The sequence below is a fragment of the Antarctobacter jejuensis genome, assembly GCF_052266595.1.
Lineage (GTDB): Bacteria > Pseudomonadota > Alphaproteobacteria > Rhodobacterales > Rhodobacteraceae > Antarctobacter > Antarctobacter jejuensis.
The window spans coordinates 21551-34928 of sequence record NZ_JBQQXJ010000021.1 but is presented as its reverse complement, the minus strand read 5'-3'; the positions used below and the strand labels follow the sequence as shown (position 1 = coordinate 34928).

At 63.8% G+C, this 13378-nt stretch carries 11 protein-coding genes; 5 read left to right on the top strand and 6 right to left on the bottom strand.

Features of this window, described 5'->3' with window-relative positions; translation table 11 throughout:
* The 4 genes from ACTXGA_RS21700 to ACTXGA_RS21685 all read right to left on the bottom strand — a co-directional run bounded on the left by ACTXGA_RS21700 (window position 1) and on the right by ACTXGA_RS21685 (window position 4066).
* Window positions 1-1800 carry a PqiB family protein gene (locus ACTXGA_RS21700; RefSeq protein ID WP_443396810.1) on the bottom strand — a complete coding sequence of 600 codons (1800 nt, stop codon included), beginning with the start codon at window positions 1798-1800 and terminating at the stop codon, window positions 1-3.
* Complete coding sequence (locus ACTXGA_RS21695; protein WP_443396809.1) at window positions 1797-2444, bottom strand: paraquat-inducible protein A; 648 nt, start codon at window positions 2442-2444, stop codon at window positions 1797-1799. Before ACTXGA_RS21695 ends, ACTXGA_RS21700 begins: the two co-directional genes overlap by 4 nt.
* Window positions 2399-3034, bottom strand: a complete 636-nt coding sequence (locus tag ACTXGA_RS21690; protein WP_443396808.1) for a paraquat-inducible protein A — start codon at window positions 3032-3034, stop codon at window positions 2399-2401. Before ACTXGA_RS21690 ends, ACTXGA_RS21695 begins: the two co-directional genes overlap by 46 nt.
* 126 nt (window positions 3035-3160) lie before the next feature.
* Window positions 3161-4066 (bottom strand): LysR family transcriptional regulator, encoded by a 906-nt coding sequence (locus ACTXGA_RS21685; RefSeq protein WP_443396807.1) that lies wholly within the window; start codon window positions 4064-4066, stop codon window positions 3161-3163.
* A 101-nt stretch (window positions 4067-4167) separates the two neighbouring features.
* Between ACTXGA_RS21685 and ACTXGA_RS21680 the strand changes: the two genes are divergently transcribed.
* The 5 genes from ACTXGA_RS21680 to ACTXGA_RS21660 all read left to right on the top strand — a co-directional run bounded on the left by ACTXGA_RS21680 (window position 4168) and on the right by ACTXGA_RS21660 (window position 10606).
* Window positions 4168-5178: a zinc-binding alcohol dehydrogenase family protein gene (locus ACTXGA_RS21680; RefSeq protein WP_443396806.1), complete on the top strand. Its 1011-nt coding sequence runs from the start codon at window positions 4168-4170 to the stop codon at window positions 5176-5178.
* A gap of 65 nt (window positions 5179-5243) precedes the next feature.
* Window positions 5244-6206, top strand: coding sequence for an LLM class oxidoreductase (locus ACTXGA_RS21675; protein ID WP_443396805.1), 963 nt, complete (start codon window positions 5244-5246; stop codon window positions 6204-6206).
* Between the two features lie 10 nt (window positions 6207-6216).
* Window positions 6217-7020 (top strand): SDR family NAD(P)-dependent oxidoreductase, encoded by an 804-nt coding sequence (locus ACTXGA_RS21670; protein WP_443396804.1) that lies wholly within the window; start codon window positions 6217-6219, stop codon window positions 7018-7020.
* Window positions 7021-7101: 81 nt separating this feature from the next.
* Window positions 7102-8028 (top strand): GlxA family transcriptional regulator, encoded by a 927-nt coding sequence (locus ACTXGA_RS21665; RefSeq protein ID WP_443396803.1) that lies wholly within the window; start codon window positions 7102-7104, stop codon window positions 8026-8028.
* A 184-nt stretch (window positions 8029-8212) separates the two neighbouring features.
* The gene (locus ACTXGA_RS21660; RefSeq protein WP_443396802.1) at window positions 8213-10606 is read left to right on the top strand and encodes a GcvT family protein; all 2394 of its coding nucleotides are present in this window, start codon (window positions 8213-8215) and stop codon (window positions 10604-10606) included.
* A gap of 24 nt (window positions 10607-10630) precedes the next feature.
* Here the strand turns inward: ACTXGA_RS21660 and ACTXGA_RS21655 are convergent, their stop codons facing one another.
* Window positions 10631-12517, bottom strand: coding sequence for a bifunctional sugar phosphate isomerase/epimerase/4-hydroxyphenylpyruvate dioxygenase family protein (locus tag ACTXGA_RS21655; RefSeq protein ID WP_443396801.1), 1887 nt, complete (start codon window positions 12515-12517; stop codon window positions 10631-10633).
* A complete protein-coding gene (locus ACTXGA_RS21650; protein ID WP_443396800.1) occupies window positions 12514-13377 on the bottom strand; it encodes a shikimate dehydrogenase family protein in 864 nt (287 codons plus the stop codon). The genes ACTXGA_RS21655 and ACTXGA_RS21650 overlap by 4 nt, the downstream gene beginning before the upstream one ends.
* Window position 13378 lies beyond the last annotated feature (1 nt).

The following is a 13378-nucleotide window of genomic DNA, read 5'->3' as shown; positions in this document are numbered from 1 at the left end:
TCACCGTCCCATCAAGAGCGAATTCGGGTTGCGTTGCAGCGTGCGGGCCAATGTGCGCATGGCGTCCGCCGCCTCACTGATATCACGCAAGGTCGACAAAGCACCAGTGATCAGGCGCGAACTGTCATCATAGGCGCTCAGGACCGCCTCCGTCCGCCCCGCCAGCGTGTTCAGCCGTCCGGTCAGTTTCGGCAGCTCCCCCGCCGCCTTTTCAACCGCATCCGCCGCGGCGGCGGCCGAATCGAACACCTTGTTCACATTGGTGGTGGCGCCGCTTTCGCGCAGGCTGACCGCGATCAGGCGCACCTCTTCCAGCGTTGCCTCGGTCTTGGCCAGAGTTGTCTTCAGGTCCGGCGCAAGCGTGCGCAGGTCCGCCAGTGTCGTGTTGATACCCGGCACAAGGGCGCGGGTATCGTCCGCGGCGACGATGGTATTGGCGGAGTCGATCAACCCCTGCAGAGAGGCCAGAAGCTCCTCCACCGGCAGGTTGTTGATGCGCTCAAACACGCCCTCGGCGGTGGCGTTGAGGTTGACCATTTCGGCCTCGACCGTGGGCAATTGCGGCAGCTTGCCCTCGGCGGAAATCACTTCGGCCTTTGCGGCATCGGGCAGTTCCACCAGTTCGACCACCAACTCCCCCGAGAGCAGGCTGGCAGTGGCCAGACGTACGCGCAGCCCCTGGTTGACGTAGCCGCGCAGGAAATCAAGCGCCTCGTCGGAACTGGCGTCTTCGCCCAATCCGAGCCGCGCCGGGTTGATCGCCAGCGTCGCATGCATTTGCACGACTTTCCGCGCACCGATGTCGGATGCAATCATCGCCACCCCTTCGACAACCCCGACCGGCACGCCACGGAACCGGACGCTTGCCCCGTCCGAAAGGCCCCCGACGCTGCCGTCAAACACCGCCAGAACTTTCAGGCTGTCCAGCGACGGATCGTCCAGCAGGCTGGCCCGCGCGGCGGATTGGTCTGCATAAAGCGGATAGCTGTGGCCCTGTTCGATGGCCTCGCCACCGGCCACCAAGGTATCGAAACTGATCCCACCCTGCACCAGAGAGGCGACAGAGGAGAAATCCAGCGACACGCCGCCCGGTCCAAGCGAAACGGAGACCCCGGAAATATCCCAGAACCGCGTGTTGGTGGTGAGGATCCGGTCATAGGGCGCCTCGACAAAGCCGCGGATCACGACGCCGTCGCCCTTTTCGGTCAGTGCCGGGGCCTCGACCGCGCCCACCGCAATCCCCTTGTACAGAATGGGCGCGCCGGCGACGATGGAATTGCCGTCCCGGGCGCTGAGTTGAATGACCGTGCCCGGGCGTGTCGGATCGGACAATGGCGCATGGTCCAGACCGATGAATTCGGTCTGCGGAACGCCCTCGGTCGAATCCCAGCTTGCCTCGATATAGACGCCCGACAGCACGGTGTTCAGCCCGCTGATGCCCTGCGCCGAAACCTCGGGCCGCACGACCCAGAACTGCGCATCCCCGTCCAGGAACGATGCAAGCTTGCGGTCGACCCGCACACCGACAAGCACATGGGACAGATCGTCAGAAAAGCTGACCGCTTCAACCACACCGACCGTGACATCGCGGTATTTCAGTTCGGTCTTGTCCGCCGCGACGCCCGAAGCGCTTTCAAAAGCGATCTCGATCAGAATGCCGCGTTCGGCATAGCTTTGCCACGCGATGCCCAGAGACACGGCCAATGCCAGCACCGGCACTAGCCAGACAAAGGAAAACCGGGCCATGATGCCGCGCCGCGCCGGGCGGACGATCGGCTCTGCCGGGGTGGGGTTTGTCATTGCGACTCCTCGTCAGCGTCCCAGATCAACCTCGGGTCGAGACTCTGCGCTGACAACATGGTAAAGGCAACCGAGAGCGCGAAACTGACAGCTGCGATCCCGGGATTGATGATAGCGACGCTGCCAAGCTGGACAAGGGCCGACAGGATCGCGACGACAAAGACGTCGATCATGGACCACCGCCCGATGAATTCGACGACCTCGTACAGCATGTGACGCTGGTGCGCCGTCATGCCGGACCGTTTCCCAAGTCCCAGCGCCAGAAAGCCGATGGCAAGGAATTTGCCCACCGGGATCAGGATGCTGGCAACAAAGACGATGATCGCCACGCCGTAGGACCCGTGATGGAACAGGTCGATCGCGCCGCCAACGATGGTGCTTTCGGACCTGTCCAGCAGCGTCGCCGTGCGCAGCATCGGATAGAGGTTGGCCGGGATATAGACAATGATCCCCGCAATCAGCCAGGCCCAGACGACCTGCAGCGAACGGCGGCCGTCCTGATCCAGCGCCGCGCCGCAGCGCAGGCACCTGTCGGTCCCGGCGTCATGCACCCGACCACAGTGATCGCAGGCCAGAAGGCCCGCCCGCCGGGCGGTTATCAGGCTTGGGTCTTTTCCAGAGATTTCCAAATTGTGTACCGGCACATGGTGTTGTCCTGAAGGACGGTGATAACGACAAGAGCCGCAAAGGCCCAGAAGGCAGGGCCAAGACTGACAGTGGCAAGACCCGCGACCTTGACCAGCGCCACGGCGACGCCCAGCACAAAGATTTCCGCCATGGACCACGGACGCAGCTGCTCGGAAAGACGGAAGGCGCGCGGCGCAAAGCGATACGGCGGGCGATCCTGAACCAGCGGCAGCAGAGTGTAGATGATCGCGGCCAGACGCGCCGTGGGGATCAGCACGATCAACAGCGCGACCGCGATGGCCAAGGGCGCCATAAGGCCCTGCGAAAAGGCCAGTGCCGCGTCCAGTACCGAGGCGCGGTTGTGCAGTCCCGCCGCCTGCAATTCGATGAACGGAAAGAACACCGCGCCGACCATGAGAATGGTCGAGGTAACGGCCAGGGCCAGCACGTTGGCATAGGCGTTGTCACGCGGCGCGGCCAGCACCCGACCGCACCGGCGACAGCGCGCCGTGTGGTTGTCGGGCACCTCCGGCTCGACGTGCAGGGTGTCGCAGGTCGGACAGGCGATCAGCGCCTGTCCTGCGAAACCCTCTGGCAGATCCGGCATGCTGGCTGGTCCTCTTGCCTTGGTGGCGGTGGGCGGACGCGTTGCGCGCCGCTTCCCCGTTGCAAGAACATGGTGCAGCGGTCTTGCCAAGTCCAGATTGCCGTTTCCGGGTTTCCGGCCCCGCCGTCATCCTTGCTCTGCAAAGGATCCCTTCAGACGGTCCAGCAGAAAATCCATGAAGACCCGCGTCTTGGGTGTCAGGACGTTGGAGCGCGGATAGATCAGCCACAGCACGGACCGGTCATTCAGCCGCCAGTCCGGCAGAACGCGCACCAAACGACCCGCCGCGAATTCATGCGCCACGTTCCAGAAGGAGTTGATCGACAGGCCCGCGCCAGCCAGTGTCGCCTCACGTTGTGAGGCACCGTCGTCAAAGATCGTACGTGCCCCAAGAGCGGCTGGATCCAGTATCCAGGTCTCTCCCTGGCGGTTCAACAGTTCCCTCGGCGACAGATCGGACCATGACAGGAACCGGTGCCTCAGCAAATCCTCCGGCGTCTCAGGATGCCCATACGCCTGCAAATAGTCCGGAGAGGCGCAAAGCACCCGGACATCTTCGGACAGTTTTCGCCCTTTCAGGCTGCTGTCGGTCAGCGGCGCACTGCGCAGGGCAAGGTCGAAACTGCCCTCGATCAGATCGAACCGCGTATCCGACAGGCGCAGGTCCAGCGTGATCCCGGGGTGTAGGCTCTGGAACTCTGGCAGCAGCGGCATGATATGCAGTTGCGCAAAACTGCTGGGCGCGGCAAAGCGCAGCGTGCCGACCGGTTCCGCCCTCCCGTGTCCAAGCACTGCCCTACCGGCTTCGGCCTGCGCAAGGATCTCACGTGCATAGGGCAAAAACGCCTCGCCCTCCTGTGACAGCGCCACCTTGCGCGTGGTGCGGTGCAGCAGTTCGACACCCAGCCCATGTTCTAGCTTCGCCAGCCGCGCGCTGGCGACCGCGGGGGCAAAGCCCAGACTGCGCCCTGCCGCACTGATGTTCAGCCGTTCTGCCGCCAGAACAAACAGCCGGAGGCTCTCAGTGTCCATGATTATCTCCGAAATCGGAATACTGAACTCTGGTATCCAGCGTTTATCGCGAAACCTCAAGGCGTATGTTGGGGGCAACAACGCAAAGGAGCGAACCAGACATGAAAGCCATCGGATACACCCAGACAGGGCCGGTAGATGCCGCAGGAGCACTGACCATGTTCGAGGCAGACCGCCCCAAGGTCGGCCCGCGCGACCTGTTGGTCGAGGTGCGTGGCGTGTCGCTGAACCCGGTGGACGTCAAATTGCGCGCCAACCGGCCGCCGCTGAACGGCACGGATATCCTCGGCTTTGACGCCGCGGGTGTGGTTGTGGACACCGGCGCCGAGGTGACCGGCTACAAGGTTGGCGACGAAGTGTTCTATGCAGGCGACGTGACCCGCGCCGGATCCAACGCGGAACTGCAAGCCGTGGATGAGCGGATCGTGGGACGCAAGCCGCAGAGCCTCGACTTTGCAGAGGCCGCGGGCATGCCGCTGACGGCCATCACGGCCTGGGAAATGCTCTTTGACAGCTTTCGCCTAGCCGAAAACGGCGGCGCGGGCCAAAGCCTGCTGGTGATCGGCGGCGCCGGTGGTGTCGGTTCCATCCTGATCCAGTTGGCCAAGAAACTGACCGGACTGACGGTGATCGCAACTGCATCACGTCCGGAGACGCATGAGTGGGTGCGCAGGATGGGTGCCGACCACGTGATCGACCATCGCGGCGACATGGCGGCGCAATTGCGCGATCTCTACCTGTCCCCCACCTACGTCGCGGCGCTGACCGCCACCGATCAGCACTGGCCCACCATTGTCGAACTGATCGCACCGCGCGGGCAGATCGCCATGATCGACGACCCTCAGGCGCTCGACATCGCGTCGGCCAAGCCCAAGGCGCTGTCGATCCACTGGGAATTCATGTTCACCCGCTCGATGTTCGAAACCGCGGATATGGCGGCCCAGAAAGACCTGCTGAACCGCGTATCGGCGATGCTGGACGACGGCACGCTGCAGTCCACCGTCACCGAAAATGTGGGCAAGATGAACGTTGAGAACCTGACCGCCGCGCACCTGCGGCAGGAAAGCGGCCGTGTGATCGGCAAGCAGGTTCTTTCTGCCCTCACTTCCTGATCGACGGCAAGGACTGACATGACGGGCCGCCCGGCAACGGGCGCCCTTCCCCAATGGAGGCCACGATGCGCGACATGACGGAACAGGGTTTTGCCCCGATCAACCGGGGCTTCGACCGGACCTTTCAGAACGGGCGTCTGACGCTTGGTCTGGTGGTGCCGATCACGGCCTACCCGAACAGCCCGGTGCCGGACATGGACGGGCACCTGCAGACGGTGCAACTGGCCGAGCGGCTGGGGTTCAGGGCGATCTGGCTGCGCGATGTGCCGTTTGACGTGCCTTCCTTTGGTGACGCCGGGCAATTATTCGATCCATTCACCTATCTTGGCTACCTTGCGGGACAGACCAGCGAGATCGCGCTTGGCGTCGCCAGCATTGTGCTGCCCCTGCGCCACCCGGCGCATGTGGCCAAATCCGCCGCCAGCGCGGATGTGCTGTCCGGCGGACGGGTGATCCTTGGCATCGCTTCGGGCGACCGGCCAGAGGAATACCCGGCAATGAACCTGTCGCATGACCGCCGGGCAGAGGCCTTTCGGGACAGCTTTGACTATATCCGGCAGATGGCGGAGAGACGTCCGCGCTTTGCCAATTCCTTTGGCGCGCTGACAGGGTCCATGGACATGCAGCCAAAACCGACGGGCACTCGTCTGCCCCTGCTGGTCACCGGATCCAGCCGCCAGTCCCCCGACTGGATTGCCAAAAATGCCGACGGTTGGATGACCTATCCGCGTCCCGGTGCCGGGCAACATCAGGTCATCGTGGATTGGCAGGACCGCGTGGCGACCACAGGCCAAAAGCCGAAGCCGGTGCTGCAACCTCTGTACATTGACCTTGCCGAAGACCCGGACGAGTCCCCGCGCCCGATCCATCTGGGCTTCCGCGCCGGGGCCAGGGCACTGACCGGCTATCTGCATCAGTTGCAGACTGCCGGCGTCAACCACGTGGCGCTGAACCTGCGCTTCAACCGTGCGCCCATCGACGAGACGCTGGAACGCTTGGCGCAGGACATTCTGCCGGATTTCACCTAAGGATACCGCAATGACCAAGACCATCCTCATCACCGGCGCTACCGACGGGATCGGCCGCGCCACCGCCCAGCGCCTTGCCTCCGAAGGCCACACGCTGCTGATCCACGGGCGCAACGCCGACAAGCTGGCCACCACTGCCGAAGCGCTGCGCAAGGTTGGCGGCACGGTCGAAAGCTATCGCGCCGACCTGTCCGATCTGGCCGAGGTGGCCGCAATGGCCCGCGAGATCCGCGCCAGCCAGACAAGGATTGACGCGCTGATCAACAACGCCGGCGTGCTCAAGGCGGCCGCCCCGCGCACGGCGGACGGTCTGGACCTCCGCTTTGTGGTGAACAGTTTTGCCCCCGCTTTGCTGACCCGCGCGCTGTTGCCGCTGCTGGCCAGAGATGCCCGGATCGTGCACCTTTCGTCGGCGGCGCAGGCCCCCGTTGACCTGAAGGCGCTGGCCGGCGCCCGTCCGCTGCAGGACATGGAGGCCTACGCCCAAAGCAAGCTCGCGCTCACCATGTGGAGCCAGGCCTTTGCCGCAGAACATCCCCAAGGCCCCGTCTCTGTCGCGGTCAATCCCGGATCGCTGCTGGCCACCAACATGGTGCGCGACGGCTTTGGCGTGGCGGGCAATGACATCGACATCGGGGCTGATGTCCTGACGCGCGCCGCGTTGTCAGAGGAATTTGCGCAGGCCTCTGGCCGCTATTTCGACAACGATTCCGGCCGTTTTGCCGCGCCCCACGCAGATGCTGGCAAGCCGGATCGCGTGGCCGCGGTCGTCGCGGCGATCGAGGCGCAGATTGCCCCGTTCCTGAACACCTGACAGGGGCTCGCCGATCCCACCTTGCACCGGGCCCCCTGCTTGGCCTAGCAAACCGGGGCCCCCTGCGAGGAAAGGCGCGACGTGCACTTCGTCTTTGTGATCGAACCCAGCTTTACCATGCAGGCCTTTTCGTCCGCGATCGAAGTCCTGCGGCTGGCGCGCAAGTTCGGCGAAGGCGCACGATTCAGCTATTCCGTAGCCTCGCTGCACGATGGCCCCGTCCCGGCCTCCAACGGGATCGAGGTTCTGCCCAATCGCGCCCCGGACGACCTGCCGCGCGGGGCGACGGTGGTTGTGGTGGCCGGTGCGGGGGTGGAAACCCGTCCCAATCCCGAGTTGTTGGCGCGTTTGCGGCGCTGGTCGCGCGAAGGGCATCCCGTCTGGGCGATTGCCTCTGGTGTCGTGCGCCTGGCGCAGGCGGGACTGGCCGACGGCGGCACCGTTGCCCCCCATTGGGAAGACATCCCCTACCTGCGTGAACACCATCCCCGGGTCGAGGTGGCAACCTCGCTTTTTGTGCTGAACGCCAAACACCCCACCTGTGCGGGCGGCGGAGCCTCGGCGGATTTGATGCTGAACTACATCGCGAACGCGGGTCTTGGCGATTTGGTGGACGAGATCACATCGCGCCTGATGATCGACGGGGTACGGGACGGCCGCATGAAGCAGGCCCTGCCCGCAGAGATGCGCTATGCCACCTCCAACCGGGCGTGTTTTGCAGCGATCCGACTGATGGAGGCCAACCTTTTCGATCCTCTGCCGCTGACCGAACTGGCGCGCCGGGCGGGTGTCTCTCAGCGTCAGTTGGAACGGGTGTTCAAGACGGATTTCGGCAAGACGCCCAAGGCCGTCTATTCCGAGCTGCGTCTGGCAGAGGCCCGGCAAGAGATCCTCGCGGGCCACCGATCCATTCTGGACATCGCGCTGGACTATGGATTTGAACCAGCCAAATTTTCCAAGACGTACCGCCGCATCTTCGGCGTCTTGCCGTCCAAGGACCGGCGCTGACACCGTCAGAGTGTCGGGAAATCCCGTTGGGACTGTCGAGAAAGGCTTATCCGGGTCTGCCTGACTGTCATAGCCTGCCTTTAAATGTAGGATAACTGGATCGCGACGGCCAAACGGCACAGGCCGAAGTCACAGCCGATCCGGTCCATGCTTCAACCAACGAAAGACTGCTGGGGTAATTCACATGTCCGCACTTCCTTCGCACGCCTCGGTCGTCGTCATCGGCGGCGGCATCATGGGCTGTTCGACGCTGTATCATCTGGCCAACATGGGAGTCACTGACGCAATCCTGCTGGAGCGCAACAAGCTGACATCCGGCACAACCTGGCATTCGGCGGCACAGGTGCGCGCGCTGCGCCATTCGCGGAACCTGACGCGCATGATCCAGTATTCCGTGGATCTCTATTCCCGGCTGGAAGAGGAAACCGGTCAATCCGTGGGCTGGATCCAGAAGGGATCCCTGTCCATCGCCACCTCGCCGGACCGGCTGACCCATGTAAAGCGGCAAGAGGCGCTGGCCCATGCCTACGGGATCGAAGCGCATTCGATCAGCGCGGCAGAAGCCAAGGAACGCTGGCCGCTGATGAACAACGAGGACGTTCTTGGCGCCGTCTGGTCCCCCGCTGACGGGCGTGTCTCGCCCTCGGACGTCTGCGCGGCGCTGGTCAAGGCGTCAAAACCCTTGGGGGCACAGATTTTCGAGCACACCGGCGTGACCGGCATCCTGACGGAGAATGGCCGCGTCACGGGCGTGGAGACCACCCAAGGCACGGTGATGTGCGACGCGATTGCGCTCTGCGCCGGTCTGTGGTCGCGTGAGGTGGGTGCTATGGCCGGGGCCGAAGTGCCACTCCTGGCCTGTGAACACTTCTACCTGCTGACCAAACCCATCGAAGGCATAACCGGCAACATGCCGACCCTCAGCGACCATGACAGCCACCTCTACATCCGCGACGATTCCGGCGGCCTGCTGGTGGGCTGTTTCGAACCGATGGGCAAACCCATCGCACCGGGTGTGCTGAACGAGACCTTTGAATTCGGTCTGCTGCCAGAGGATTGGGACCATTTCGAACCGATGATGGATCTGGCACTGCACCGCCTGCCGTCGCTGGAAACGGCCGAGGTCAAGATGCTGCTGAACGGGCCGGAAAGCTTTACCCCCGATGGCACCTTCATGCTGGGCGAGACGGCAGAGACGCGCGGGCTTTTCCTTGGCTGTGGCATGAACTCGGTCGGGATGGCCTCCGGGGGCGGCGCGGGGATGAACCTTGCCCATGCGATCGTACACGGCCACACCGCCTATGATCTGGGTGAGGCAGACGCGAAACGCTTTGCACCGGTGTTCAACTCTGTCGATCACCTGATGGCCCGCGCACCCGAAATCCTTGGCACGCATTACGACATCGCCTACCCGGGCAAGCAGTTGAAGACGGCGCGCGGCCTGCGCAAACTGCCCCTGCATGACGCATACGTCGCCGCAGGCGCGCATTTCGGCCAGTTCTACGGCTGGGAGCGACCACTCTATTTTGGCAAGACCGCCGAACCGGCTTTGCGCTTCGACAAGCCTGACTGGTTCGAGAACGTCCGCGCCGAGGTCATGGCGGCGCATGAAGGTGCGGCGATCTTTGATGCCTCAACCTTTGGCAAGATCGAGGTGACAGGACCGGATGCCGAAGCCTTCCTGCTGAAGACCTGTGCAGGCGACATGGCGCGCAAGCCCGGTTCGGTGATCTACACTGCCATGCTGAACGAACGCGGCACCTATGAAAGTGATCTGACCGCGCAGCGCATTGCCGAGGATCAATATCGCCTGTTCGTGGGAACCAACGCGATCAAGCGTGATCTTGCATGGCTGCAGAGGGCCGCGCAGGGCTTCGACGTGACGCTGGAGGACAGCACAGAGAAATACGCCGTGCTGGCCCTGATGGGACCGGAGGCGGCGCGCATCGTGGCGGACTGCGGCGCGCCGGAATTGAACGACCTAGAATATTTCAAGGTCGGACCGGCCCATATCGCGGGCAAACACGTCCGCGCTGCACGCCAGTCCTACGTCGGCGAAGCTGGGTGGGAGATCACCTGCCTGTCGGAAAATGCCCCCGTAATCTATGCCGCGCTGACCGATGCAGGCGCGCGCCCCGCCGGGTTGTTCGCACAGACCTCGATGCGGATCGAAAAGGGCTTCCGCGCCATGGGGCACGAATTGGACGGAGACATCACGCCCATCGCCGCCGGACTGGATTTTGCCACCCGCAAATCCGGCGGTTTCACCGGGGCAGAGGCACTGGCCGAGGCGCGCAGGTCCGGCGCGGTTCCTAAAGTCGTCTCCCTGAAGCTCGACGATGAAACGGCTGTCCCGCTGGGGCACGAACCGATCTATCTGGATGGCCAGATCATCGGCCAGACATCATCCTGCGCCTTCGGTTATCGGGTTGGCGGTCCCGTGGCGCTTGGCCATGTCGACCGGACGCTGGAGGATGGGGCCCGCGTGCAGGTGGACATCGCGCGCAGGCTGTTCGATGCCACTATCGTCCTTGGCCCCCTGTTCGATCCAAACGGCACACGAATGAAACCGTCCTGACATGCCCGGCGACACATCACGCGATCAGCGTTTTGGCACGCCCCGCGACTGCGTCAGACGCTTTTGCGCCGCGATACGGAACGGGGCGTTGGGCGCGCCATATCCGTCATAGTCCCCCTCCCGCTGGACCACCTCGAAGAACAACCCGCCCCCAAATGGCCGCGCGTAGAACTGATAGAACCGGCCCTGCGCATCCTCGTCGTACAGGATGTGATGCGCCTTGAGCGCCTCCAGCGTGGCGGGCTCCAAATCAAAGCGCGCGTCCAGGTCGCGGTAGTAGTTCTCTGTCATCGGCAGCGGCGCGAACCCTTGTGCCTGCATCGCCCGCGCCGTTTCAAGGATGTCGTCGCTGGCGAAGGCCACGTGCTGAACCGCCCCGCCAAAGCTTTCGGCAAGGAAAGCGCCCGCAAGCGTGCGGTGCGTCTCTGCCCCGTTCAGCGTAATCCGAACCGCACCATCGGAGGTGCGCAGGGCCTGACTGCGCACAAGGCCGTCAGGGTCGATCACGTCGGTCATCGCCATCGGCGCCATGTCGAAAAGCGAGGTGTAGAACAACGACCAGGACAGCATTTCGTCGTAGCTCATCGTCTCGGCAAGGTGATCCACCCGCGTCAACCCGGCACCAGCCGATGGCTGTTCCGTGGGTTTGAATTCAACCGACCACACGTCCGCCAGCCCGCTGGCCTCGTCGATGAAATGCAGCACGCTGCCGCCGACACTGCGGATCGCCGGAATATCGAACTCACCCGGGCCGACCGGTTGTTGAAACAGGTCCGTCCCCAGGGCCTGCGCCCGTGCAACCGTATCTGCGGCGCTGGTCACCTCCAGCCCCACGTCACAAACGCCGGTGCCGCGTGCGGTCCAGACGTGGTCTGCGAAACCGGTGGTTTCCTCGTTCAGCACGATGCGAATTTCGCCCTGCTGCCACAGCGTGACCTTCTTGGAGACATGCCGCCCCGCCTCGTGGAAGCCCATCGAACGCAACAACGCGCGCAGCGCTTCGGCCTCCTTGCCACGGGTGGCGAATTCGACAAAGGCCACGGCCCGGGCAGTAACGCGCGGCGGGATCTCCGGCACGTCGATGGACAGGTCCGGTTCCTGCCGCCTTACGTCATCCATGACCGCCACCAGTGAACGATGCCCGTCGCGGGCCAGCCCCTCGGGGCGTCCGCCCCGGAACTGATCGTTGAATATCTCCAGGCTGATCCAGTCGTCGTATCCGGTCGCCGCGACCGCGCGCATGAAATCCGTCACCGCCAGATCGCCTTCGCCCGGCATGTTGCGGAAGTGGCGCGACCAGTACAGCAGATCCATGTCGATTTGCGGGGCATCCGCCAGCTGGACAAAGGTGATCTTGTCCCCGGGAATGCGCCGGATGGTGTTCGGGTCGATCTTGCGGCCCAGCGTGTGGAAACTGTCGAGGATGATGCCAACGTTGGGATGATCCGCCCGGCGCACGATCTCCCATGCGTCACGGTGGTCGTTGACGTGGCGTCCCCAAGCAAGCGCCTCATAGCCCACCTGAATGCCGTAGTCCTTTGCAATCGCGCCCAGTTCTGCGAAATCCTCCGCCGCCCGGTCGATCCCGCCCAGCGCCTGCGGGTGGCAGGACGAACAGACCAGGATGCGATCTGTCCCCAGCTCCGCCATGGTGTCGAACTTGTAGCGCGCGCGATCAAAGGCGCGGCGGCGCAGGGCACCGGTCAGCCCCTCGAAATCCCGGAACGGCTGGAACAGCGAGATGTCCAGCCCATGATCGCGGATCATCTGCCCGATTTCGCGCGCGCTGCCCTCATCCGCGATGAAATCCTGCTCGAATATCTCGATCCCGTCGAAACCAGCCTTGGCGATGGCGGTCAGTTTTTCGCGCAGGGTGCCAGAGATGGAGACTGTCGCGATGGAGGTTTTCATGAGGCCACCGCCGCTATTTCGGCTTCTTCCGCGTCCAGCAGACCGGCCCGCAGGGCGCCCTGATCCAGCGGCTTGCCCGAGAAATGGCCCCAGGCATGGACCCCTTGCCAGAAGAACAATTCGTAGCCCGAAATGATGGACAAACCTGCCGCCGTCGCATCAATCAGGAACTGCGTGTCGACAGGGGTATAGACCGCGTCAAAGGCCCATTCCGCGCCGACCATCGCCTCGACCGGCAGCGGCGTCCCGCCGTATCCCACCATGCCCACCGGGGTGCCATTGAGCAGCCCCTGCGCCCCCCTTGCCGCCTCTGCTGAATCGGCATAGGTCACGATCCGCGCAGGTTTGCCCGTGGCGCGCAGATCGTCTGCCAGCGCCTCGGCCTTGGCCTTGTCGCGGTCCACCAGTCGGATTTCGCTTGCCTCCAGCGCCAGCAGGCCAAAGGCCAACGCCCGGCCTACACCGCCAGTGCCGATCAGGCAGCAGATGCCGGGAGCCGCGGCCCGCAGTCCTTGGTAGGCTGCGATGAAACCGGAGTAATCCGTGTTCTGTCCGCGCGGGCCGCCGTCCTCGAACAGCACTGTGTTCACCGCGCCAATGGCCGCGACAAGCGGATCGTCGATCATCACCTTCTTCGCGGCGCGTTCCTTGTAGGGATAGGTGACGTTGATCCCGCGATAGCCGCGGTCTGCGCAATGGTCGAAAACCATGTCGAAATCCGCGCCGATCTCACGCGGGATCAGCCGGTCGTATTGAACGGTCATCCCGTTCTGCACCCCTGCCAGATGGTGCAGAACCGGGGCACGCGAGCGGGCGATGTTGTCGCCGATCAGGCCCAGTCTCAGGTCCGGTTTCGTCATC

Bases quoted from the DNA above. Each gene is read 5' to 3' on its own strand.
- ACTXGA_RS21700 (WP_443396810.1), bottom strand. From the start codon at position 1,800: ATGACAAACCCCACCCCGGCAGAGCCGATCGTCCGCCCGGCGCGGCGC.
- ACTXGA_RS21690 (WP_443396808.1), bottom strand. From the start codon at position 3,034: ATGCCGGATCTGCCAGAGGGTTTCGCAGGACAGGCGCTGATCGCCTGT.
- ACTXGA_RS21685 (WP_443396807.1), bottom strand. From the start codon at position 4,066: ATGGACACTGAGAGCCTCCGGCTGTTTGTTCTGGCGGCAGAACGGCTG.
- ACTXGA_RS21680 (WP_443396806.1), top strand. From the start codon at position 4,168: ATGAAAGCCATCGGATACACCCAGACAGGGCCGGTAGATGCCGCAGGA.
- ACTXGA_RS21675 (WP_443396805.1), top strand. From the start codon at position 5,244: ATGCGCGACATGACGGAACAGGGTTTTGCCCCGATCAACCGGGGCTTC.
- ACTXGA_RS21670 (WP_443396804.1), top strand. From the start codon at position 6,217: ATGACCAAGACCATCCTCATCACCGGCGCTACCGACGGGATCGGCCGC.
- ACTXGA_RS21660 (WP_443396802.1), top strand. From the start codon at position 8,213: ATGTCCGCACTTCCTTCGCACGCCTCGGTCGTCGTCATCGGCGGCGGC.
- ACTXGA_RS21655 (WP_443396801.1), bottom strand. From the start codon at position 12,517: ATGAAAACCTCCATCGCGACAGTCTCCATCTCTGGCACCCTGCGCGAA.
- ACTXGA_RS21650 (WP_443396800.1), bottom strand. From the start codon at position 13,377: ATGACGAAACCGGACCTGAGACTGGGCCTGATCGGCGACAACATCGCC.